General features: G+C 59.2%; 19 protein-coding genes. 10 read left to right on the plus strand and 9 right to left on the minus strand.

All coding sequences use genetic code 11. The annotated features are described in order from the left end of the window. Positions 1 to 213: 213 nt before the first annotated feature. The gene (locus tag O9H32_RS24315) at positions 214 to 1974 is read right to left on the minus strand and encodes a VWA domain-containing protein (protein WP_406627369.1); all 1761 of its coding nucleotides are present in this window, start codon (positions 1972 to 1974) and stop codon (positions 214 to 216) included. A 358-nt stretch (positions 1975 to 2332) separates the two neighbouring features. Between O9H32_RS24315 and O9H32_RS24320 the strand changes: the two genes are divergently transcribed. From O9H32_RS24320 to O9H32_RS24350, 7 genes are all read left to right on the plus strand, one after another. Further along, on the plus strand, positions 2333 to 2482 hold the full coding sequence (locus tag O9H32_RS24320) for a hypothetical protein (protein ID WP_269868717.1): 150 nt from the start codon (positions 2333 to 2335) through the stop codon (positions 2480 to 2482). After that, positions 2479 to 3429: a hypothetical protein gene (locus O9H32_RS24325; protein WP_269868718.1), complete on the plus strand. Its 951-nt coding sequence runs from the start codon at positions 2479 to 2481 to the stop codon at positions 3427 to 3429. The genes O9H32_RS24320 and O9H32_RS24325 overlap by 4 nt, the downstream gene beginning before the upstream one ends. 60 nt (positions 3430 to 3489) lie before the next feature. Next, positions 3490 to 5436, plus strand: a complete 1947-nt coding sequence (locus O9H32_RS24330; RefSeq protein ID WP_269868799.1) for a hypothetical protein — start codon at positions 3490 to 3492, stop codon at positions 5434 to 5436. Positions 5437 to 5748: 312 nt separating this feature from the next. Further along, positions 5749 to 7284 (plus strand): spore germination protein, encoded by a 1536-nt coding sequence (locus tag O9H32_RS24335; RefSeq protein ID WP_269868719.1) that lies wholly within the window; start codon positions 5749 to 5751, stop codon positions 7282 to 7284. A 9-nt stretch (positions 7285 to 7293) separates the two neighbouring features. Beyond that, the gene (locus O9H32_RS24340; RefSeq protein ID WP_269868720.1) at positions 7294 to 8409 is read left to right on the plus strand and encodes a GerAB/ArcD/ProY family transporter; all 1116 of its coding nucleotides are present in this window, start codon (positions 7294 to 7296) and stop codon (positions 8407 to 8409) included. Then, entirely contained in the window at positions 8406 to 9611 is a 1206-nt protein-coding gene (locus O9H32_RS24345) for a Ger(x)C family spore germination protein (protein ID WP_269868721.1), read from the plus strand. Before O9H32_RS24340 ends, O9H32_RS24345 begins: the two co-directional genes overlap by 4 nt. Then, the gene (locus O9H32_RS24350) at positions 9608 to 9838 is read left to right on the plus strand and encodes a hypothetical protein (protein ID WP_269868722.1); all 231 of its coding nucleotides are present in this window, start codon (positions 9608 to 9610) and stop codon (positions 9836 to 9838) included. The genes O9H32_RS24345 and O9H32_RS24350 overlap by 4 nt, the downstream gene beginning before the upstream one ends. Before the next feature lie 63 nt (positions 9839 to 9901). Here the strand turns inward: O9H32_RS24350 and O9H32_RS24355 are convergent, their stop codons facing one another. The 4 genes from O9H32_RS24355 to O9H32_RS24370 form a co-directional block, all read right to left on the minus strand. Continuing rightward, the gene (locus O9H32_RS24355) at positions 9902 to 11290 is read right to left on the minus strand and encodes a phytase (RefSeq protein ID WP_269868723.1); all 1389 of its coding nucleotides are present in this window, start codon (positions 11288 to 11290) and stop codon (positions 9902 to 9904) included. An 85-nt stretch (positions 11291 to 11375) separates the two neighbouring features. Then, on the minus strand, positions 11376 to 13247 hold the full coding sequence (locus O9H32_RS24360; RefSeq protein WP_269868724.1) for a heparinase II/III family protein: 1872 nt from the start codon (positions 13245 to 13247) through the stop codon (positions 11376 to 11378). A gap of 323 nt (positions 13248 to 13570) precedes the next feature. Next, a complete protein-coding gene (locus tag O9H32_RS24365; protein ID WP_269868725.1) occupies positions 13571 to 13795 on the minus strand; it encodes a type II toxin-antitoxin system HicA family toxin in 225 nt (74 codons plus the stop codon). Further along, on the minus strand, positions 13788 to 14207 hold the full coding sequence (locus O9H32_RS24370) for a hypothetical protein (protein ID WP_269868726.1): 420 nt from the start codon (positions 14205 to 14207) through the stop codon (positions 13788 to 13790). The genes O9H32_RS24365 and O9H32_RS24370 overlap by 8 nt, the downstream gene beginning before the upstream one ends. A 486-nt stretch (positions 14208 to 14693) precedes the next feature. Between O9H32_RS24370 and O9H32_RS24375 the strand changes: the two genes are divergently transcribed. Continuing rightward, positions 14694 to 14849, plus strand: coding sequence for a hypothetical protein (locus O9H32_RS24375; RefSeq protein WP_269868727.1), 156 nt, complete (start codon positions 14694 to 14696; stop codon positions 14847 to 14849). 127 nt (positions 14850 to 14976) lie between these two features. Here the strand turns inward: O9H32_RS24375 and motB are convergent, their stop codons facing one another. The 4 genes from motB to O9H32_RS24395 all read right to left on the minus strand — a co-directional run bounded on the left by motB (position 14977) and on the right by O9H32_RS24395 (position 17651). Further along, positions 14977 to 15810: a flagellar motor protein MotB gene (gene motB, locus O9H32_RS24380; RefSeq protein ID WP_269868728.1), complete on the minus strand. Its 834-nt coding sequence runs from the start codon at positions 15808 to 15810 to the stop codon at positions 14977 to 14979. Next, the gene (gene motA, locus O9H32_RS24385; protein WP_269868729.1) at positions 15803 to 16597 is read right to left on the minus strand and encodes a flagellar motor stator protein MotA; all 795 of its coding nucleotides are present in this window, start codon (positions 16595 to 16597) and stop codon (positions 15803 to 15805) included. The genes motB and motA overlap by 8 nt, the downstream gene beginning before the upstream one ends. A 348-nt stretch (positions 16598 to 16945) precedes the next feature. After that, complete coding sequence (locus O9H32_RS24390; protein WP_269868730.1) at positions 16946 to 17203, minus strand: DUF2512 family protein; 258 nt, start codon at positions 17201 to 17203, stop codon at positions 16946 to 16948. 172 nt (positions 17204 to 17375) lie between these two features. After that, positions 17376 to 17651 carry a YciI family protein gene (locus tag O9H32_RS24395; protein ID WP_269868731.1) on the minus strand — a complete coding sequence of 92 codons (276 nt, stop codon included), beginning with the start codon at positions 17649 to 17651 and terminating at the stop codon, positions 17376 to 17378. A 203-nt stretch (positions 17652 to 17854) separates the two neighbouring features. Here O9H32_RS24395 and O9H32_RS24400 point away from each other — a divergent pair, with 203 nt between their 5' ends. Continuing rightward, a complete protein-coding gene (locus O9H32_RS24400) occupies positions 17855 to 19438 on the plus strand; it encodes a spore germination protein (protein WP_269868732.1) in 1584 nt (527 codons plus the stop codon). Beyond that, positions 19435 to 20682, plus strand: a complete 1248-nt coding sequence (locus O9H32_RS24405) for a Ger(x)C family spore germination protein (RefSeq protein WP_269868733.1) — start codon at positions 19435 to 19437, stop codon at positions 20680 to 20682. Before O9H32_RS24400 ends, O9H32_RS24405 begins: the two co-directional genes overlap by 4 nt. Positions 20683 to 20688 lie beyond the last annotated feature (6 nt).

Raw genomic sequence — 20688 nt, forward strand, 5'->3', positions numbered from 1 at the left:
CGTACGGGTCCCTACGGGTGCGGGCGCAGGGCACTCGGCTCTTCGACTATGGGTGTGCAGTGGCCTAAGGTCAGCGCCATAGTTAACCCGTCTTACCTTTCACGGGGCGAATGGCTAATGCAGCCGACCTTGGAGGAGGCTGATGTTCGGCCCCGTCAACTACCGGGCCGGCGCTTCCTGCTCGGTCTGTGCGGCTATACGCCTCACCCGGATTTACTTGATGTACTCCAGGGTGACCGACTTGTTCACCTGGCTGAGCGTGACGCGGAGCCGGTCGCCGGCGCGCACTTCTTTGGGCTGGGCGGCGTCGAAGATGCGGCCGCCCTTCTCGATGACGGCCGGCGTGCGGTTCTGCAGCAGCAGCGTATCGGACGGGCCCGGGCGGAGCACTAGATCGCCGGTCTCGGCGAATTCGGGCGCCAGCTGCAGCAGCTGGTGCAGGGTGACCTTGCCCTTGAACGCATTCAGCTTGCGGTACTGCGGGCTTGTCCGCTCGCCGGTATCCTCATCCTTGATCTCGATGACGATCTGGCCGAAGAATCCACGGTTCGCCCTGCGCCACTGGGCCATAGCGAACAGTACGGCAGCAGCAACCGCAAGTACGGCAGCGATGATGCCCGCCCATACGCCGGCTCCAAGTCCCGGTTTCTCGGCGGCAGGGGTTCCCGGCGGCTGCACCGGTGCCGGTGCGCCGGATTTGGCCGTAATCTTGAGCGGTGCCGTCTCCCTCACAAGGTTGGCATCCTCCACCTTCACCTTGAGCTCGTAATCGTGGGCTTCCGGAAGCTTATAGCTGCCTTCGATGCCCTGCACGGCTGCGGCTAGCGGCTGCTCCACCGTTTTGCCCGTATCGAGATCCGTCACGAGCAGCGTCGACTTCAGATTCTTATAGAGGCTCGCATCGCTGACCTTCTGTCCGCCGGATTCCAGATAAGCCTTGACGCTGACCTCATCCCCCGGCTTGTACACCGTCGACTTCAGAGGCTCCAGAGTCAGCGCCAGATCGTAATTGTAGACGAGATTGATGTTGATGTTGTCCTGCGGTACGCCCTTCACTTGCAGCTTCCATGCGCCCTGGGAGGGATTCAGGATCTTGAGCAGGGAATAGGCGTTCGATGAAGTATAAATGACCGAATTCGACGGTACGGTCTGCGGCTGGCCGCTCGGGTCGAACAGCTTCACCTCCACCGGGTTCGGCGACATGATCGAGATGTTCGCCTCCTGCACGCTCGCATTCGGAATGTCGATCGTCACGTCCTGGAACTGGCCGTTCGCCGTTAACCCCTGCAGCGGGACCACCTTCAGCTTCAGGTGGCTCGCATAGATTTCGCTGAGGATGCGGGGCAGGTCGTCCGCCGTCGAAGTAACGAAAGATTTGGCATTCGTCTCGCCTGCAATGCGGTCGAGCACGGACTTGTTGAGCTGTCCGTCGGCATTGAGTCCGATCGTGTAGACCGGGATGCCCTTGTCCTTGGCCTGCTTCAGCGCGGCGTTCAGCATCTGGTCCGACTGCGCCTGTGTGCGTCCATCCGGCAGGTCGTTGTTCCCGTCGGTGAGCAGCACGATGATCGGGATATGCCCCGGTTCCGTGCCGTTCTCCAGCACCTTGACCGCTTCGTTCACGCCCATGGCCAGATCCGTCCGCGGCCCGCGCACCAGTCCGTCGATGAACGCTTTGACGTCCTGTTTGTCCTGGGCCGTGTTCAATTTCATCAGTGCTTTTTCCCGCAGCACCTGGTCGGTGTAGGCCACCACGCCCACTTTATCTCCTTGGGCGGACGCCATGTCGACGAACATTTTGACCGCCTCGTAGCTCACTTTCCTGCCATCGCTCTCGTCCATCGACAGGGATACGTCCACCGCCATGACCGCATCCATCGGAGAGCTGCCTGCCGCCGTACCTGCGGCACCGGCCGGGAGCCCCGGAAGGGCCAGTCCGATCGCGAATACCAGGGTGAGAAGCAGTTTTATCATATCTTTCACGGCGTTCGTGCCTCCATTGATCATCCACCCCTGCCTTGTCGAACCCGGACGAATAGGGGCGGGGGGTGAAGTAGTATTTTCGATGCATAGATAGTAAAATAGCAGTGGCTGCCATCTACTAAACTTTATAGTAACGGGTAGAAACTCAAAATTCCACTCGCCAATTCTTATAGAATTCTTAAGAAGCACGCGGGTTGTCCCGGAAATCTATCTTCTCCGGCAAGACTTTGGTATCGTAAAAATCATGCAGCCGCCCGCCGGGCCGGGTTATCCCCCATGCTACGCATACGGGGTGAAAATTCGGTGAAACGCCCGGCTGCGTTATATTCGACGAAGGAGGATCCCCTCGATGCGAACCGCAATTCTGCTTGCGCTGGCGACGGTCTTCGTGCTGTACCGGCTCGCAAACTTCCTGCTCCTGCGGCGCAAAGACGCCTCTTTGGAAGCGATCGACACGGATTTTGCCTCGCGGCTGGAACAGAAGGAGGAATCTCCATGAGCGACAAACCCTTGGTAAAAATTCCCGTACACTTCCGTAAGACGAATCCTACGGCTCATTTGTTTCAGCGGCTGCAGCTTTGCCGCAAATGCGGGCGCTATTCCTGCCTCTGGCACGAGCACTGCTTGTCCTGCGGGGCCCAGGGAACCCGGACTCCCGTGGAGCAGGCGGCCCGTACGGTAATGAAGCGCGGTCTGCAGACCGACCTGCTGATTCTTGCCGCCCTTGGCCTCGCCGCCTTCGCGGCTGCCGGGTCCTTCGAAGAAATGACCGCGGCGCTGGCCGGGGCCCTTCTATTAATAGGAGTGCGGTATGGACTGGGCAGGCGCTTCGAGCCTTATATCTATAGACGTACGCTTCACCGCCTGCTCCTGCAGGACGGCAAAGAAATTCGCGCCGGCCTGCTCAGCGACATCGACGATGCGGAAGAGGACTTGAAGCAGGACGACTACCTAGCCGCCTATGAAAAATTTCGCGAAATCGGTTATTTTCTGCGGAACGACCCGATTAAGGTGCTCCGCCTCCTGTGCTTGAGCCGGTTTATTCTTCGCAGCGACATGGATCTTGAGCTCTCCTCTCTGCTTCCGAGCCGCTTCGACAAGGACTTCATCCACTACCTCCACGAGGTCGGCAGGGTTCGTCCTCAGCTGATCGGCAAGGATGTGCTGGACTACTGCATGAAGTACCGCACGGTGGTCCGCGAGATGGCCGTCGGCCCCGGCGTGCTGGCTGCCGCAGCCGGCGCCGCACTGCGGGTCAGAGAGCACTTAGCGCTCTACTACGACCTGATCCTGGAGCAGGCGGAGCATCTGCCGAAGGACCGGCTGCTGCGTCTGCACCGGCTGCTGACGGAGTCGCCCGGGACGTACCCGGAGCTCCACGCCAAGGTGCTCGAGGCCGCGAAGCAGCGCTTCCCGTCGGATGCCGAATTCGCACCCATTTTGTAGAAAAGGCGGCGTTCCTTCATGATCCACTTTACGTATAGACGGGCGGGTCGTTTCAGAAATGTGGCGATTTTGTTACTAATTGTCGCCGTCCTCGCCGCCGCCGCCAAAATCTACTATGTGCGCGAGTATCTGGCGCTTCTATCCCAGGCCGGGAGCGCCCGGGCCGCGGGCGATCTGCTCGCGGCGGAAGAGCTGTACAGCCGGGCACTGGCCGTGCCTGGGGGCTTCGCGGAGCAGCGCGGCGAGATCGACGCCGCGCTGCTCGCCCTGCAGCCGGTCACGCAGGCGAAGCGCGTGACCGCAGAGCTCGCCGCCGAGGTGGAGGCGGCTTCCGCCGCGGGCGACGTGCCGGCGCTGCTGCAGGCGCACGACCGCTTCCGCGGGGCGCAGGCGGCCGCCGCCAAGGCCGGCGAAGACGCGAAGCGGCGCTTCGCGGAGGCGGCGCAGGCCGCAGGCGTCGAGGCGAAGCTCGCCGAGGCGTATGCGGCAGCGCGGAAGCGCGCTGCGCAGCAGCTCGAGGCGGCGGTCGCCGCCAAGGGCGAGCCCGGCGAGGACGGCGGCAAGGCGGCCGCGGTCGCCGCGGCTGACCTGCTGCGGCTGCCCGCGGCCGTCTACGGCGGCGAGGCGGCGAAGCGCAAGGAGGCGAACGCGCTGCTCCAGCGCTACGACAATGCGCGGCTCGACGCGGCGGCGAAGACGCAGAAGCTGGAGGCGGTGCTCCAGCTCGGCGAGTCGATCCGCAGCTGGTACGCGGCGGTGCCGTGGGAGGCTCCATGGCTAACGCCGAAGCTCGACAAGTATGCGCTGGCCGAGCTCACCGCGCTCGAGAAGAAAGACCTGCCCGCCTTCCTCGCAGCCGGCAAGGCCGTGCAGGCGCATGCGGCGCTGCTCGGCACCGGCGGAGGCAAGGCCGGCGCCTTCGCGGAAGCCGCGGTGAAGCGGCAGCTCGCCCGGGCCGATCAGCTTGCGGGCGCCCGCAAGTATGACGAGGCGCTGGAGCTGTACCGCACGCTCGGGAGCTACCGCGACACGGCGAAGGAGATCGCCGCGCTGGAGCTGCGCCGGCTCGAGGGCGACCCGGCGGCGCTGCTGGCGAAGGCCGGCGTGGCCGGCGAGCTCTCGCTGACCGCCTCCGGCAAGGCGGCAGACGGCGCCGCGCTGGCCGCCGGGCTGCTGGCCGGCGAGCGGCCCCGGCTCGTGCTCGCGCGCCTCGCAGGTGCCGCGGGTGGTGCCGAGCCGGGGCAGGCCGCGCCGGTCAGCGAGGGCGAGCTGCCGCCGGGGCTGAAGCTGCAGTCGCTGCGCTTTGCGGCCGAGTACAGCCCGCAGGGGCGGCCGCTGCTGCTGGCCGAGGCGGAGCCTGCGGAGCGCCGGGGGCACTACCTGCTGTACGAGCTGCAGCAGGAGGGTGCCGGGCTGAGGCTCATACTCGACGTGGAGGCCGACCGGCTGGCCATCACGGCCAAAGGCAAGCTGACCGCCGAGCGGCCGCTTCTTGCCGAAGATGCCGGGGATAGCGGCCGGAACAACAGCGGCCGCGGTACGCGCGGAGGGGACTCTGATCCTTCTGCGGGAGACGCGGTCAAGGGATACTTCGAGTATAAGAACGGACGCTATGAGCTCGTCCGGGTTGAAGCCGACAAACCAGCCGCAAGCACGAAGAACGACGTTACCGAGGGGACTCCCCCTGGTATGGACAGCCAGGGCAACCGGAATGGGACGGATGCGCAGCCGGGCGAGGAAGCTCTTCGCATACAGGCCGGCGATCTGACGAAGCACAAGAACGAGCTCGTCCGCTTCGAAGTGACGCTGCCGGCTGCCGGCAAGGATCGGGCCATCGTGAGGGCCGGCAACCGGACGCTGCTGCTCCAAGGCCTGGGCGCTTACGATGCTGGCAGCGCGCTTGTCACCGGAACCTATATCCGCGAGGAGGAAGTCGAGGTGAACGGCGGACGGGTCAAGGCCTACAAGGTGGAGGTAGCGGAGATCCGGCAGCCTGCCGAATCCTAAGGCAATTCCCTCACTGCCTTCCCCATGCCGTACTCCATTCCACTTGATCGCTTCCACTGCTTGCCCCCTTATAGGACATGCCGCCTCTCCACCCAGCCATTGCGCTGCGGTGAAGAGGCGGCATGTTTTTTGTATGGGTATGGACATGAACCCTGCGCGTGGACCTGGATCCCGCACAGAATCTCATCGCCTTCCGGAACGTCTGATTCGAACTCCCGGCCTGCCGTAATTCCCCTTCCGGGCCAGTATAATATTACCTGTTTAGGTTAGCCTGAAGGATGTACTCTTGCAGCCGCCAAAGGAGACAGGACCATGAGCCACTCGTCACGGAACGGGCAAGCGGAGCCGCCTCCCGTCCCTCCATCCGCCGAAGATACGCTCGGACCGGATTATAACCGGAACATCCTCCTGCTGCATGACATGTTCGATGGCTGCGACGATGTCTTATTCTGCGAAAGCGCCCTCGGCAGCGGCCAGCGTACGGTCATCGCCTATATTCCCGGCATGACCGACAGCGCCCTGCTCCAACAGCAGGTAGTCGGGATCATGCACGATATTCATATGGTTGAACAGGATCCCCCCCTGACCGCAGACTACTTTACACAGCATTTGCCCCTTGCGTCCGTGGACGAAGTCCACTCCTTGATTGACCTGGGGCAGCGGCTTCTGAACGGGAATCCGGCTCTATTGATCGAAGGGCACGCCGCGGCCTTCTCCCTTGCCATCCCCAAGTGGGACAAGCGCTCCATTGAGGAACCGCAGGCAGAATCCGTTGTCCGGGGACCGCGCGAAGGGTTCACGGAAGACCTGGGCTCCAATACGGTGCTGCTCCGTCGGAAGATCCGAAGCCCCAAGCTGAAAATGAATTTTTTCTCTGTGGGCGAATATACAAAAACGGCACTCGCTTTGGCTTATATCGAGGGGATCGCCAGTCCCGGCCTCATCCGCGAGGCCTCCGAACGAATCCAGCGCATACAGCTGGACGGCATTCTGGAGAGTTCCTATATCGAAGAGCTGATAGAAGACCATCCATATTCTCCTTTTCCTCAGCTCAGAGCAACCGAAAGACCGGATGTATGCGCCGCTGCGCTGCTGGAGGGCAGGATTGTCCTCCTGTTGGAAGGCACCCCTTTTGCCCTCATCGCGCCTGTCACCTTGTTCACCCTGCTGCAGTCGCCTGAGGACTATTACCAGCGCTCCGTCAGCGGCACGTTAATCCGTTGGATCAGGTATATGTTCTCCTTCGTGGCTCTCTTCGCCCCTTCGTTCTATGTAGCTATACTTACGTACCATCAGGAGATGGTTCCGACGACCCTCTTGCTTTCCATAGCCAAATCGCGGGAGGATATCCCGTTTCCGGCGGTGGTAGAAGCCTTCATGATGGAATTAATGTTCGAGGCGCTTCGGGAAGCAGGTATACGGCTGCCCAAGCAAGTGGGCGCCGCCGTCAGCATCGTAGGGGCGCTGGTTATCGGCCAGGCGGCTACGGCCGCAGGACTCGTATCCTCCCCCATGGTGATGGTGGTCGCCATTACCGGGATCGCTTCCTTCATGATCCCCCAGTACCAGACCAGCATCGTGTACCGGATTCTCCGCTTCCCTCTGATGCTCCTCTCGGGGATCCAGGGCTTGGTGGGGTTAACCCTGGGCGTCATTATCATTGTGGTCCACTTGTGCCGGCTGCGTTCATTCGGTGAGCCCTACCTCAGCCCGATCGCCCCCCAGAACAAGAAGTCCTGGAAGGATGCGCTGTTTCGGGCACCCGTGTGGAAGATGGATACCCGGCCAAAATTGAAGCACTCGGGGAACCCCGTTCGTCAGCGCAATCCACGAGGCCAAAGGAGTTGACTAGCCGGCATGTTAGAGAAAGGACGTATTTCGGCTCTGCAAATGGCACTGCTTCTCTATTCTACCGTACTGGCGACGGTGATCCTGCAGGCCCCCTCCATTATGGCAAAACACGCGGAGAGAGACATGTATCTTTCTCCGCTATGGGCTTCCTTCACCGGCCTGCTCGTAATCTGGATGACCATAGCCCTGCACCGGCGCTTCCCGAACCGGACGGTCATTGAATACAGTATGGATATTTGCGGCCGCTTGGGGGGCAAGGTGCTGGGCATGGTCTTCTTGTTCTTCTATCTCCAAATCAACAGCCTGAATCTACGGCAATATGGAGAGTTCATCGAAGGATCCGTTCTCCCGCGGACCCCCCTTTTGTTCATCATGGGCAGTATGATGCTGGTTTGCATGTTTGCCGTTTCCGGCGGAATCGAGACGGTGGGGCGAAGTGCCCAAATGTTCGTTCCGGTTGTCGTTTCGCTGTTGATGCTGGTGATGCTCCTGCTCCTGCCCGATTTGGATATTCTTCAAGTACAGCCTTTCATGGAGAAAGGACTGACTCCTTCCTTAATGGGTTCCATCTCCGCCCAGAGCTGGTACAGCGAGCTGTTCCTGATGGCGTTCCTTCTTCCTTACGTATCCGATTCGGAGAAGCTTACGTTCCGGCTGTCCCTCTATGCCTTCTTAGGCGTGCTGGTCACCTTGGTGCTGACCAGCCTGCTGTCGCTCATGCTGTTCGGCAGCACCGTATCCCGCCAGTTGTATCCTCTCATGAGCGCTGCCGAATACATTAGCTTAGCTGGTTTTCTGCAGCATGTGGAAGCGCTGATCGTTGCTATCTGGATCTCCGTCATGTTCATCAAGATCAGCATGATTCATTATGTGCTCTGCTTGGGTACGGCCCAATGGCTCCAGCTCCCGAATTACCGGCAGGTTGTTATTCCCCTGGGCTTATTGACCGCGGTATTCGCCATCTGGGCCGCTCCGAACCACCAGGAGCTGGCAGGATTTCTTGGCAGCGCGGTTCCCTTCTACGGTCTGATCGTTCGTGTGCTTCTTCCCCTCCTCTTACTGGCCTGGGCTATCGCTTCCAGGAAGGGGAAGCGCCCGGGCCGGCGGGAGATGCAGCCGTGATCCGGGGGTGGAGGCTGGCCTTCGCTGCAGCCAGTCTTGTCTTGGGGCTGACAGGCTGCTGGGACCGGACGGAAGTGAACGATCTGGCCTTCGTCATGGCCATGGCCATCGACAAAGCAGGTGCTCATGCCATCGAAGTCTCGGCCCAGATCTTCATTCCCCGTTCTTCCGGAGGCGGCGGAGGCGGAGGCGGCGGGGAGATGCAGGCGGGCCAAGGTGCGGGCGGCTCGACGCTGGTCCGGTCCGCGACCGGCAGCTCGATTGGCGACGCTCTCGGGAAGCTGCAGGAGCAAATTCCCCGTACGCTTTTTCTCGGACATGACGAAGTGTACATTCTGGGGGAACAGGTGGCCCGAGGGGGCATAACGGACCATGTCGATTTTCTCGCGCGCTCCTCGGAGCCCCGAAAGAGGGCTTACGTATTCATCAGCACAAGCAAAGGAAAGGAAATGCTCATGAATCAACCCCGCCTGGAACGCTCGTCGGCCGAAGTCGTGCGTGAAATGGCGGAACTCAAGACGGGCATGAGCGTGACGATCAAGGATCTGGAGCTGCAGCTCAGCGGCCAATCGGGAACTGCCGTTCTCCCTCTCCTGCAGAAGCTTCCTCCGGAAAGCGCTAAGAGTGATCAATCGACGATTCATTACATCCGCGGGGTGGCACTCATCAAAAAAGGAAAGCTGGTTGGTACGATGGACGACTCGCTTACCCGCGGCGTCTTATGGATACGCAACGAACTCGACACGGCGAACATTACCTTTCCAGCCGGGGGCAAGGACGGAGGAACGGCTTCGGTGCGTTCCATTAAAAATAATGTGAAGCTGATCCCAGAAATACAGAATGGGCAAATGATCATGAACGTTGTACTGAAGGCCGAAACTTATCTGATCCAGAACACCTCCAAGATGAATCCGATGAATCCGAAGTTCAACCAACAGCTGGAAAGCCAGTTAAACCTGACTCTGGAGAAGCGGATTCGGCAGACACTCCATGCGGCACAGCAGAAATGGAATACGGATATCTTCGGATTCGCCGATGCGATTCACCGGAAGTATCCCGGAGAGTGGCGGAAGATGAAAGAACAGTGGGACGAGATCTTCCCCAAGCTGCAAGTGGCCATCCACGCTCAAGCAGAAATTCAACGCAGCGGATCCATCGGCGGAAGCACGGCTGTTCCTTCATCCGAGGTGATCAACCCGTGACCGCCCTGAAAATCCTCTTGGTTACCCTGCTGTATGCAGGATTGGCACGCTGGGAATGGAGCAGCATTCGTCAGAACCCCGTACGGGAAAAAGTTCTATGGGGACTTCTTTATATCGTAGTCTATGCGTGCTCTCTCCTCGTATGGATCGCTCCGGAGACCCCAGGCCCCACCCAATGGGTGTCTTCCGTACTCCATCCGCTGGGCAAACTCCTGGAGAAGGGATAGCAGCATGCAGCAAAAGGATGCAGACCACATAGGGCCTGCATCCTCACTCTTGCCTGCTTGCTGCTACTCGCCCCGCTTCACCAGCTTGCGCGGGTCGGTCTGCCCGGCGGCAGCCGGAGCGTTCAACCCCTTCGCGACCGCCTCCCAAGGGACGATCTTGAAGTTCTGGTTGATCTTCACGCCGTCCTTCATGTTCGCGTCGTCCTGGGAGACGAAGATGCCCTGCGGGTACTTCGCCCCAAGCCCGAAGCTCATCACATCGATGCCGTCGGTCTCCGTCGTGCCGTCCACCTTGTCGCCGTCTGCGATCGTGAAGTTCGAGAGGTAGTCGTTCGCGCCCTCGCGCTGATAGACCGCATACGAGTTGCTGCCCTGGCTCGAAGCGATCAGGAAGCCTTGGCCGTCCGCACCGTAGTAGAGCGTGAGCCCTTCCACGTCGTCCTGCAGGCGGCGTCCGTCCGCGATGTCGACTTGAGCGAGCGGCTTCAGGCCGCCGTCCGGCTCCGCGCTGTACTTCCAGATACCGGCATCTTCCTCGGCGATGTACATCGTGCCGTACTCGTCGTCGGCCGCCAGACCCTCGGACTGAGAATCCAGCATGAACTCCCGCACGAGCTTGCCGGTCACCTTCCCGCTGCCGTTGTCCGCCAGCTCATACTGCTCGAACTCGCCTTTCTTGCCGAGGACAAGCGCATAGAACTTCCCTGTCCGCAAGCTGTGGTACAGGCTGAATCCGTAGACTTCGCCCATCTTGGAGCGGATCGGTTCGGCTGCGATATCCTTCAGTTCGCCGGTTTCGCCCGAGACCGCCCATACATCGATCGTATTGGTCGTCCGGTTCGTTGCCGCCACGATATCGACCTTGGAGCCGCCCAGCGGAAAATCGTACCGGAGGTCGATATTGTTCATCTTGCCCGTCGGGTATGAATGCAGCTGCTTGCCGCCCAGATCATACACGAGCACGCCGCCGGCCTTGTTCGTCGCGATCAGCTTGCTCTTCGACGGGTCGGCCCCGTCTACCCAGATCGCCGGATCATCCGCCGCATCCTCGCCGTTGCCCACCGCTTCGGTCTCGGCGTCCGCCCGGACTTCGAAGAACTTCGGCGCTTTCGCTCCGTCCGTATAACCGCTATTCTCCGCCTCGATCTTCGCCCACAGCTCGGCAGGGATGTGCGTGTGCTCGTCCACCAGCTTCACTTCGCCTGCAAGTTCCCCCTTCTTGCCGGCCAGCCGGTAGTCCTTCTCGCCGACCGCCACCGTGCCGACAATCCCGTTCTTCAGCTTGAACACGACGGTCCGGTCTTCATCGTCCCAGTCCAGCTTCGCCCCCAGGTTCTCCAGTCCCGCGCGCAGCGGCACGTATCCCGCCGTTCCGTCCGCGGCGTGGGCTGCTGCTGGCAGCAGCAGGGCCGCCGTGAGTACAGTCAAATTCAAGGTATGTAACAGCTTCATGTAGTCTAACTCCCCGTCTCTAAGTTAAGTGAACAGGACTCAGTATACGAGAGTTTTGTTAATGGAATATATGAATTTATTTAAGTTATTGTGAAGAACCACCTTCGAAGGACGGCCGTCCCAGCCTGCACCGAATCGACATAGAAGCCTCGAACGAGCGGCCTATGTTATCCGCGACCAGACGGGTCCGGTATACGGTAACGGGATGGCCGTGATGATCGGCCGTAGGGATCGCATCCGTCTCGGCCTGCCACAGACCGGCATCGAACGAGAGCTCTGCGGCCCCCTGCCCGCCCTGCCAGGTGACTTGCCCCTCCCCGATCCGCGGCTGATGCAAGGAGATGAACCGTTCTTCCACCCGGTTCCCTTCCTCCCCGAACCCGAAGCGGTCCGTCAGGAGCAGCTCTCCCGCCGAGCTTCGGTCTTCGCCGCCGCGCGACCAGGCGAAGGTCCGTACATAAGAAGAAAGGCGCGCTTCCGCCGGATACGCCTCTGTAAGCTCCAGCTCAAAGTGCCGTACGCCGTCCTGCTCCTCCTGCCGGATGACCACGGCCTCCGCTTCCGCTCCGGGCCGCTGCGGTGTGCCGTTAATCAGAGGCACCGAGTGCCCGTCCGAGGAATTGTGGAGATACCCGTACCGGCCTTCCCCGAAGTAATCCTTGGTATATACCCCGGCGCCGAGATCGGCCAGCAGCGTATCGCCCGCTAGATGTACGATAAAATGACCGAGATCGTTATGGTTATGCGGCTCGTCGTTGTGCCCGCCCTTCGCCGAGAACACGGCCCATGCGCCGTCGCAGACGCTTTTGTCGATGAACCAGGCCGCGTCGCGATAATAGACCGTCCCGGCTTCGGCCGGCCGCCCCCCCGCTCCGCCCCCGGTCCACTGCAGGTTGCGCGCCGTATGGGGCCAGCGGTAGCAATGGTCGCTGTGCAGAGACGGCCCGCCCGCCATCGGGGGCAGGGGATGGCCGAACCTGGCGGACAGCCTGCCGTTCAGCCCGGGCTGAAGCCGGTGCTCCGGCGAGGCATCGGAGTAATTGATGAACTGCGGCACGGTCAATGCTACGCTCTCCGGGAAAGCTGCGATCCGAGCGATCTTCTCCCCCTCCAGCAGACAGACCTGCCCCGCCGTCAACCTCTCCAGCATGTCGGCGAAGTATACGTAATAGCCGAAGCCGTAATTCCAATAGCCGATCCCTTCAAGGCAGCAGCCGTCCTCGGCATAACCGTCCAAGAAGCATTCCATGGCCCGGATACACCGATCGAGCATGCCGGCGAGCCGGTTCTCATCCTCCACCAGAAGCATCGCCGCCATGCCCGCAGCCCCCGCGCAGACCGACGACCAATTATGGTCGGCGGTCTCCCAGCCGAAGGAGCGGGCTGTCTCGAATAAAGGCCGGAACACCCGCCGCTCGATCTCCTCCCGGACCCGGTAGACGACCCAAGGGTCCAGACGCCCTTCGAGCAGATACAGCGCTTCGGCCAGCGCGTGGGCGGTCTCGGCCGCGAACAAATCCACCGTTTGTTCCGGCTGCACCAGTGCTCCCGGCACCGACTCGAAGGAGGACGGCAGGTGCGCGGGAAGCGCCCAGCTGTACTCGGAGCAGATCTCCCAGAGCAGGTCGTTCAGCGATGGGAGGAAGGCATCCGTCTCATCGACGACCGACGCCATACCGAGTGCGAGCAGGCGGCCGCGCCGTTCAAAATAGGGCGCTTCAAACTCCAGCCGGGAGCCTTGGGCCGCAAACTTCACGAACAGGTGAAACGGCAGCGGGGGCAGCGGCTCGGCCGCAGCCCGCTGCGCCTCCTGCCGGATCTCGCCCAGCAGGCCGGCGAGCAGCGGCTCCTGCCTCATCTGGCCCAGACGCTCCCGGTCCCACGAGCCTCCGGCAAGTCCGGGAGGCTTATATCCAGCCGCAGGTACGGCAGCTCGCAGCTTATTAAAATGAATCATAGGAATTCCCCCTTGCAGCGAATGGATAATCTTATATTATTTAAACGTTTAAATAATCTTTATTGTAAGAGAAGAATTTTTTTTGTGCAACCGGTATTTCCCGAAACTCCCCCCTGCCTTTGCCGATATATCCGAGTGATGCCCATGCCGAGGCGGCACAAGCCGTATACCGGCCGGGCCGAGCCTTCTCCCGGCCTTAAGAGCCCGGCTGATCGCCTACGAAGAGAAAATAACGCTAGACCAGGTCTCCTCCAGGTACGGCCTCCGGGCTGCTGCAATTTCATAGACTGCAAAAAGGAGCCCGGGCAAGGGCTCCTTCTGTTTTACAGTTTGGAGTTGAAGTATTCTTTATCGACTTTGAGTTGCTGCTTCAGTATCTTTGCGAACATCCCTTTGGAGATCTCACCTGTCCCCTTGGAGCATCTGCTGTAGCGCTTCTCTCCATTTGGGAAAGTTTTTACGTACCAGTCGTCAGTACCGCTACGGTCAGGTAAATGAGTCCAACCATCGTTATTAAAGAAGCGCCTAAGATCTTTCCAACTAGCCATGCAATAACTCAGCCACCTCGCTCACGTTATCGTACAGCAAGACGCGGAGAATATAAGGTGCATGGGTCTTACGGTTGGGTGCCGCCATATGCTCTTCAAAAGCATCATAGAAGATCTGGGAGTACTCGATAAGCTGCTGGGCCAGATCAAGCTTCATCTCTTCTAATGTATCGGCCTCACTAATCAAATCCTCGATCTGTTCAATGGAACCAAGATATTTACCATCCTCAATCTCATACTCAAAAGTAAGCTCATACGCAGAGAGTAACAATTTTAAATGATCAACGGACAAGCTAGTAATCACATCACGGTTACGCTTCACAAACTGGGGCTTCTCACGGACAACAGTGTCGATGAAGCCGCCAAAGTTGGCGCGAACCTCGGTGGCATTAAGTATGGAGTGCACTAACATCCCCTCCTCTTCACCTCCTATCTTATCAGATTCCGAACAATGTGTACAGAGTGCACACTCCGTACACTCTATACTTACTAGTATATGTTTACCCACCTAAGCCCGTTATTATTCCAACAAAAAAAGGCCCCCGCTTCAGGCTTCAGGGACCCTATGTTTACTGTAATATGAAGGACTGAAAGCTCGGTGAACGCATCTACCCATCCAGGATGCAGTTCGCCGCGCCTATCCGGAGATCGTTGCATCCGGATAGGCGCGGGTGCATTCGGTTTGGTACCGGGTAAACAGGCGGATCGTGTCCTGCTCCAAATGCAGCAGGCATCTATGTCCATCCCACTGATCCCCACAAAGCACAATCTAGTCATCACCCGCCTGGGTAAACCTTCCGGCCTACGCATCAACAAAAAGGCCAAGTCTTCATCCGCGGCCACGAGATCCAGACGGATTTCGACGGCAGCAAGCTGTACGAAATGCTTATGTCCCTTCTTGTTCTCCTTCGCCATTCTGCTGACGAACATGGGAAGCGGCCAGTGCCTGCTCACGGCAGGCTGGGTCCTCTTCACCGGCGGAGCGCTCAGCGATACCATCAACCAATTCGAAGAATTCGATCCCCCTGCGGAATATGACATATTCATGGAGTAGGGGCTACGCTGCTCGGCAACGGCCGTTCCACGCCAAAACGGTACAGCCCCCTCATGCGCAAGGGACTGTACCGTTCTCTTTTCACCCGTTCTCCGGGCTTCGACTTCAGCTTTGACTTCAGCTTCCTCTACTTGACCTCCGCAGCCTTCAGGTTGCGGATAATGCTCACTTCTACGCGGCGGTTCTTCGCCCGGCCCTCCGGCGTGTCGTTCGTGTCTACAGGGTGGTATTCCCCGTAGCCGATCGTACGGAATTTCTCCGGAGGCAGCGCGCTGTTGCTCAGCAGGATCTTCATGAAGTTCATAGCCCGCACGGCGCTGAGATCCCAGTTGCTCTCAAAGTCGCGACGGGAGATCGGCACGTTGTCGGTGTGGCCCGATACTTCGATGTTATAGCCCGGATACTGGGCCAGCATCGTCGACATCGAGACCGCCAGTGCCTGCGCTTCCGGCTTGACCGTGGCCGAGCCTGAAGCGAAGAGCGCGTTGTCGCGGATCGTGATCATCAGCATATCATTGGTCAGCTTCGTATCCAGCTGCGCCGACAGGTTATTTTCTTGAATATAATTATCAAGCTTCTGCTTCAGTTCCTCGAGCTGCCGCTTCTCCTCTTGGAATGCGACTTCGAGCGCCTTCTGCTTCTCTTCATCGCTCTTCTGCTCGGCAGGCGTCTGCGGCGTCTCGGGATTCTCCGGCTGGCCGTCCGCACCGTCATTCTTCTTGGCGCCCGGATTCGGGTCGCTCATCGGCACGACATTGCTCATCTCGAAGAATCCGGTCCCGCTCGTGAAGGCGGCGCTAAGCGACTGCATGATCGCATTATACTTCTTCTGGTCCGTCTGGCTCGAGGCGAACAAGATGATGAACAGGGCAAGCAGCAGGGTCAGCAGGTCGGCATAGGGGATGAGCCAAGACTCATCCACATGCTCCTCGTGGTGGTGCTTCTTATGGTGCTTACTCACCGCCGGCCCCTCCCTTTTCACCGTCCTCTGCATCACGCAGGGATGGCGGGATGAAGACAGCCAGCTTCTGCTTCACGGCAATCGCCGAGATCCCGGACTGGATAGAGAGAAGACCCTCCACCATCATCATTTTCACTTCCGCTTCTTTCTTCGCTTTCTGCTTGAGCTTGTTGGACATCGGATGGAAGATAACGTATCCGAAGAAAATCCCGAGCATCGTGGCAATGAAGGCCGCAGAAATCAGATGGCCCAGCTTCTCTACTTCGCTCAGGTTACCGAGCGCGGCAACCAGACCGATTACGGCCCCGAGAACGCCAAGGGTCGGTGCATAGGTACCGGCCTGTGTGAAGATCAGTGCCCCGGTACGGTGACGCTCTTCTGCTGCCGAGATCTCCTCGAGCAGTACGTCGCGGACAAAATCCTGATCGTTGCCGTCAATGATCATCCGCATGCCGTTCTTCAGGAACGGTTCTTCGATGGCATCTACTTTGCTCTCGAGGGCCAAGAGACCTTCGCGGCGGGTAATCGATACCCACTCGATGAACATATCCATCAGTTCTTTCTTGTCAGGAAGCACTTGCTCCTTGAAGAGGATCCCGAGCAGCTTCGGGAATTTCTTCAGATCACCCAGGGGAAATGCGATAATAACAGCCGCGGCGGTACCTACCAAGATGATCATGAAGGCTGCCGGGTTCAGAAGTGCGCCGATGGAAGCTCCTTTGAGCACCATACCAACCAATACTGCAATAAGTCCTAATGCAACGCCAAGATAAGACGACTTGTCCATAACTATATGCACCCTCCAGCTCGCTTGATATCCGATTTCATATTGTTTATTTCGGCAGATATCGACAAAAAGATTAGAGGGAGAGGGCGCGTTATCCCGAGTTAAAAATGGCAAAACCGACCGGGGCTGCTAATTGGCAAGATATAAATTGTCAATTCAAAAAGCACTACCCTCTTGGGCAGTGCTTCAGTCTGCGGATGACGATCGTTCGAACCTCCGTCTTCCCTCCGGCAGGCTACTGGATCTCGTCGTACGAGAAGGCGTTCTTGTTCTTATCCCACTTCTGCAGGATGATGTGGTATATGAACTCCATCAGGCCGAGCACACCGGCCGCAACGAGCAGATCGCTCATATCCAGATTCCAGCCGTAATAGGCGGAGGCGCCCCAAAGGAACAGCCCCCGATCCCTGTATCAGCGAGGGTGGCGAGCCCGTTATTGCTCTGGCGCAGGATCCATTGATCCCCAATCAGGAAGGCGATCACGCTGAGGGCGCCCGCGGCAGTGACGAGCTCCAGCGGCGTAGCCTTATCGTCGGACAGCAGGTATAGCAGCGGAATAAGCACCGCACTGTTCATGATGAGCTTCACGGCGAACCGTAACAACATGTTATAGCCAACTTGTTGTGAGAAAAAAAAGCTTATCTTCTATCCCATACGTTGCCCTTACAGCGCCTCCGTTATGCCACCGCACAACCGCTTCAGCCCAGCGGCGGCGCTTCGATCCAGTGTACGTCCATTCCGCTCCAGCTTGCACTGCCACTCCGCCGGGAGCGGCACATCACAGACTTACCGTTCCCGGCACCATGTCCCACTCGCGTACTTCTGCGGAACGGGCTCCATGGATCACATAAGGATCCTGTGCCGCCCAATCCTGCGCCTGCCCTGCACTCTCAGCCTTGTAGATCACCATGCCGCCCGAGCCGTCCGTGAACCGGCCGTTCGCGAAGATGCGGCCGAGCGCCCGCTGCTCCTCGAGATAAGCCAAATGCTCCGGCCGGTAGAGCGCACTCTTCTCCTCGTCGCGCATCGGCAGCAGTACCACGTAATATCCCATGTTTGCTTCCCCTCCCGGTTTCTTCTCAGGCATTTTGATTCCATACCTTGATTCCAATCTTACTTCGGTATTCCATTGCGTATATATTCGTATTCCTGACCCAGATTCCTTCCTGTTGTGTTTCTCTCCTCATAGAAATACAAGAAATGGGATAACTTACTACTGCTAGTCTTAATCATCCCTATGAAAAGGAGGAGGAGTCCATGGGTTTCCTGCGCCGGCTGCTCGATCTTGCGCTCCCCCCGTTACCAAGCAACTCTCCCGCCCCTGCGCCGCCGGCCGGGCCCATGCTCTCCTCCCGTCTGCAGGAGAACATGCTCCGGATCGGCAAGGAGTTCGGCTCTTCGCCGGATATTCTTATCCGCGACTTCGAGATCGGCGCGGCCGGCGGCGTTCCCGCGGGCTTGATCCACTCGGACGGCCTCGTGGACAAGACGATCGTCCAGCAGGTGATGATGCGCGCCCTCATGCTCGATATCCGCGAGTTCCGCAGCGGCCCGGGTCCTGCCGATGCTGCCGGACTGCCCGCCTTCCTCCGCCAGACGCTGCTGACCGTCTCGGAGCTGCGGGAGGCGCACACCCTCTATGAGGTGTGCGAGGCGGTCCTCTCCGGCGATACGGCGCTGCTCGTCGACGGCTATCCGCAGGCTTTCATCGTAGGCACCCGCGGCTGGAAGGACCGCGGCATCCCCGAGCCCTCGACCGAGACAGTCGTCCGCGGCCCCCGCGACGGCTTCACGGAGACCCTGCGTTCGAACACGATGCTCATTCGGCGCCGGATCAAGGACACGAAGCTGAGGCTCGAGATGATGAAGATCGGCCGGGTGAGCAAAACCGATGTCGGCATCATGTTCATCGAAGGCATGGTGGATGACAAGGTTGTGAGTGAAGTCAGGCGCCGGCTGAAGGCCATCGATATCGATGCCATTCTCGAAAGCGGGTACATCGAGGAGCTCATCCAGGATGAAGCGGTCACACCTTTTCCGACGATGTCCAATACGGAGAGGCCGGATGTGGCGGCGGCAGGCCTTCTGGAAGGACGAGTCGCCATCATCGTAGACGGCACCCCGTTCGTCCTGCTGGTCCCCTGTCTCTTCAACGAGTTCTACATGTCGGCGGAAGACTACTATGAACGGGCGGATATCTCCACGCTGGTGCGCTATCTGCGCCTGATCTGTTTCTTCATTGCGCTGCTCGGCCCCTCTGCCTACATCGCCATTACGACATTCCATCAGGAGATGCTGCCGACCGAGCTTCTGATCGGCCTCGCTTCTTCCAGGGAAGGGATCCCCTTCCCCGCTTTCATTGAGGCGCTGATCATGGAGATCATCTTCGAGATTCTGCGCGAAGCCGGCGTCCGTATGCCGCGCATGATCGGACAGGCGATGTCTATCGTCGGCGCCCTGGTACTGGGCCAGGCAGCGATCCAGGCGGGACTGGTGTCCCCCGCGATGATTATCGTCGTCTCGATTACGGCCATCACCAACTTTGTCATCCCGCACTACAGCATGGCGATCTCAGTAAGAATGCTGCGTTTTATCTTCATGGCACTCGCGGCGGGCTTCGGCTTGTTCGGCATTCTGTTCGGACTCATCTTCCTCATCCAGCATCTCTGTTCCCTCTACTCGTTCGGAGTGCCCTACATGTCTCCTTACGCCCCCATGGTGCTAGGGGATATGAAGGACACCTTCCTAGGCAGGCTGAGCTGGAAACGGATGAGCACCCGGCCCAAACTCATGAGCCGCAATCACTTCAGGCAAAAAAGCGGAGGGGGCGAGGACTCTTGACCCGGAGAAAGCATTCGAAAGGGCCAGGCCTGCAGGCCGGGCGCCGCTGGCCTCTGGCTGTTCTCGGCACGTTAGCCGTTGCGCTGCTGACGACCGGATGTTGGAACCGCAGAGAATTGAACGAGCTTGCGATCGCCTCCTCCATGGGCTTCGATGTCGTGAAGGGCGGGGTGACCATCACCGTCCAAGTGATTGATCCCGGTGAGATCTCGAACAAAGCAGGCGGGGGTTCCGCCGGCCGGGCGCCTGTCACGCTGTACGATGCCCATGAGGATACGGTGTTCCAAGCCATCCGCTCCATCACGACGAAGTCCCCTCGCAAAATTTATTTGTCCCATCTGCGGATTGTCGTCATCAGCGAAGAACTGGCCCGCAAGGGCATTCGCAATATCATCGATTTCCTGTCGCGTGACCATGAACTGCGCCGCGACTTCTATATTCTGATCGCGCGCGGCAAAGCGAGCGATGTGCTCAATACGCTGACGACCATCGAGAAGATACCGGCCAACAAAATGTTCAACTCCGTGAAAGTAGCAGAGGAGAGTTGGGGACCGGTTCTCGGAACGAACCTGGAGGACCTGATCGGCAAGCTGGTACGTCCCGGCATTGCGCCGCTGGTGCCCGGCATACGGATCATTGGCAACAAGGAACAAGGGTCCAAAAAATCGAATGTCGAGCGTATCGCATCCCCTGCCAGGCTGAATATTGGCGGACTGGCGATCTTCCATAAGGATAAGTTACTGGGCTGGCTGAACGAGAAGGAAGGCGTCGGGGCGAATTTTATTCTCAACAAAATGAAAAGCACCGTCGTGGCCGCAAGCTGTCCCGGCGGTACGGGCAAGCTGGGAGCCGAGGTGATCCGCTCGGAGTCCTCCATGAAGGCGAGCAATCAAGGGGACAACCCCCTAATCGTCATTGAGGTCCGTTCGGAGGCCAATGTTGCCGACGTCGAATGCTCACTCGATCTGACCAAGAAGGAGACGATCAAGGAACTCGAAACTTCCCTGAACGATGAAATCCGGGGAATGATTGATGGAGCGATCCGCGCGGCGCAAAAGAAATTCAAGAGCGATGCGTTCGGATTCGGCGACACGATCCGGCGCAAAAAGCCGGAGCTGTGGGCCCGGCTGGAAGACCAGTGGAACGAAATCTATCCGACCGTGCCCTACGAGATCCGCGTCGAGACCAAGCTGCGGCGGACGGGAACCATGTCCCAGTCGTTCATTGAAGAAATTAAGGAGTAGATGCCC

Origin of the sequence: Paenibacillus caseinilyticus, assembly GCF_027533645.1 — a bacterium.
GTDB classification, from domain to species: domain Bacteria; phylum Bacillota; class Bacilli; order Paenibacillales; family NBRC-103111; genus Paenibacillus_G; species Paenibacillus_G caseinilyticus.

Bases quoted from the DNA above. Each gene is read 5' to 3' on its own strand.
- O9H32_RS24355 (WP_269868723.1), bottom strand. From the start codon at position 11,290: ATGAAGCTGTTACATACCTTGAATTTGACTGTACTCACGGCGGCCCTG.
- O9H32_RS24320 (WP_269868717.1), top strand. From the start codon at position 2,333: ATGCGAACCGCAATTCTGCTTGCGCTGGCGACGGTCTTCGTGCTGTAC.
- O9H32_RS24335 (WP_269868719.1), top strand. From the start codon at position 5,749: ATGAGCCACTCGTCACGGAACGGGCAAGCGGAGCCGCCTCCCGTCCCT.
- O9H32_RS24390 (WP_269868730.1), bottom strand. From the start codon at position 17,203: ATGTTGTTACGGTTCGCCGTGAAGCTCATCATGAACAGTGCGGTGCTT.
- O9H32_RS24365 (WP_269868725.1), bottom strand. From the start codon at position 13,795: ATGGCTAGTTGGAAAGATCTTAGGCGCTTCTTTAATAACGATGGTTGG.
- O9H32_RS24360 (WP_269868724.1), bottom strand. From the start codon at position 13,247: ATGATTCATTTTAATAAGCTGCGAGCTGCCGTACCTGCGGCTGGATAT.
- O9H32_RS24315 (WP_406627369.1), bottom strand. From the start codon at position 1,974: ATGATAAAACTGCTTCTCACCCTGGTATTCGCGATCGGACTGGCCCTT.
- motA (WP_269868729.1), bottom strand. From the start codon at position 16,597: ATGGACAAGTCGTCTTATCTTGGCGTTGCATTAGGACTTATTGCAGTA.
- O9H32_RS24400 (WP_269868732.1), top strand. From the start codon at position 17,855: ATGGGTTTCCTGCGCCGGCTGCTCGATCTTGCGCTCCCCCCGTTACCA.
- O9H32_RS24370 (WP_269868726.1), bottom strand. From the start codon at position 14,207: ATGTTAGTGCACTCCATACTTAATGCCACCGAGGTTCGCGCCAACTTT.
- O9H32_RS24325 (WP_269868718.1), top strand. From the start codon at position 2,479: ATGAGCGACAAACCCTTGGTAAAAATTCCCGTACACTTCCGTAAGACG.
- O9H32_RS24340 (WP_269868720.1), top strand. From the start codon at position 7,294: ATGTTAGAGAAAGGACGTATTTCGGCTCTGCAAATGGCACTGCTTCTC.
- O9H32_RS24395 (WP_269868731.1), bottom strand. From the start codon at position 17,651: ATGGGATATTACGTGGTACTGCTGCCGATGCGCGACGAGGAGAAGAGT.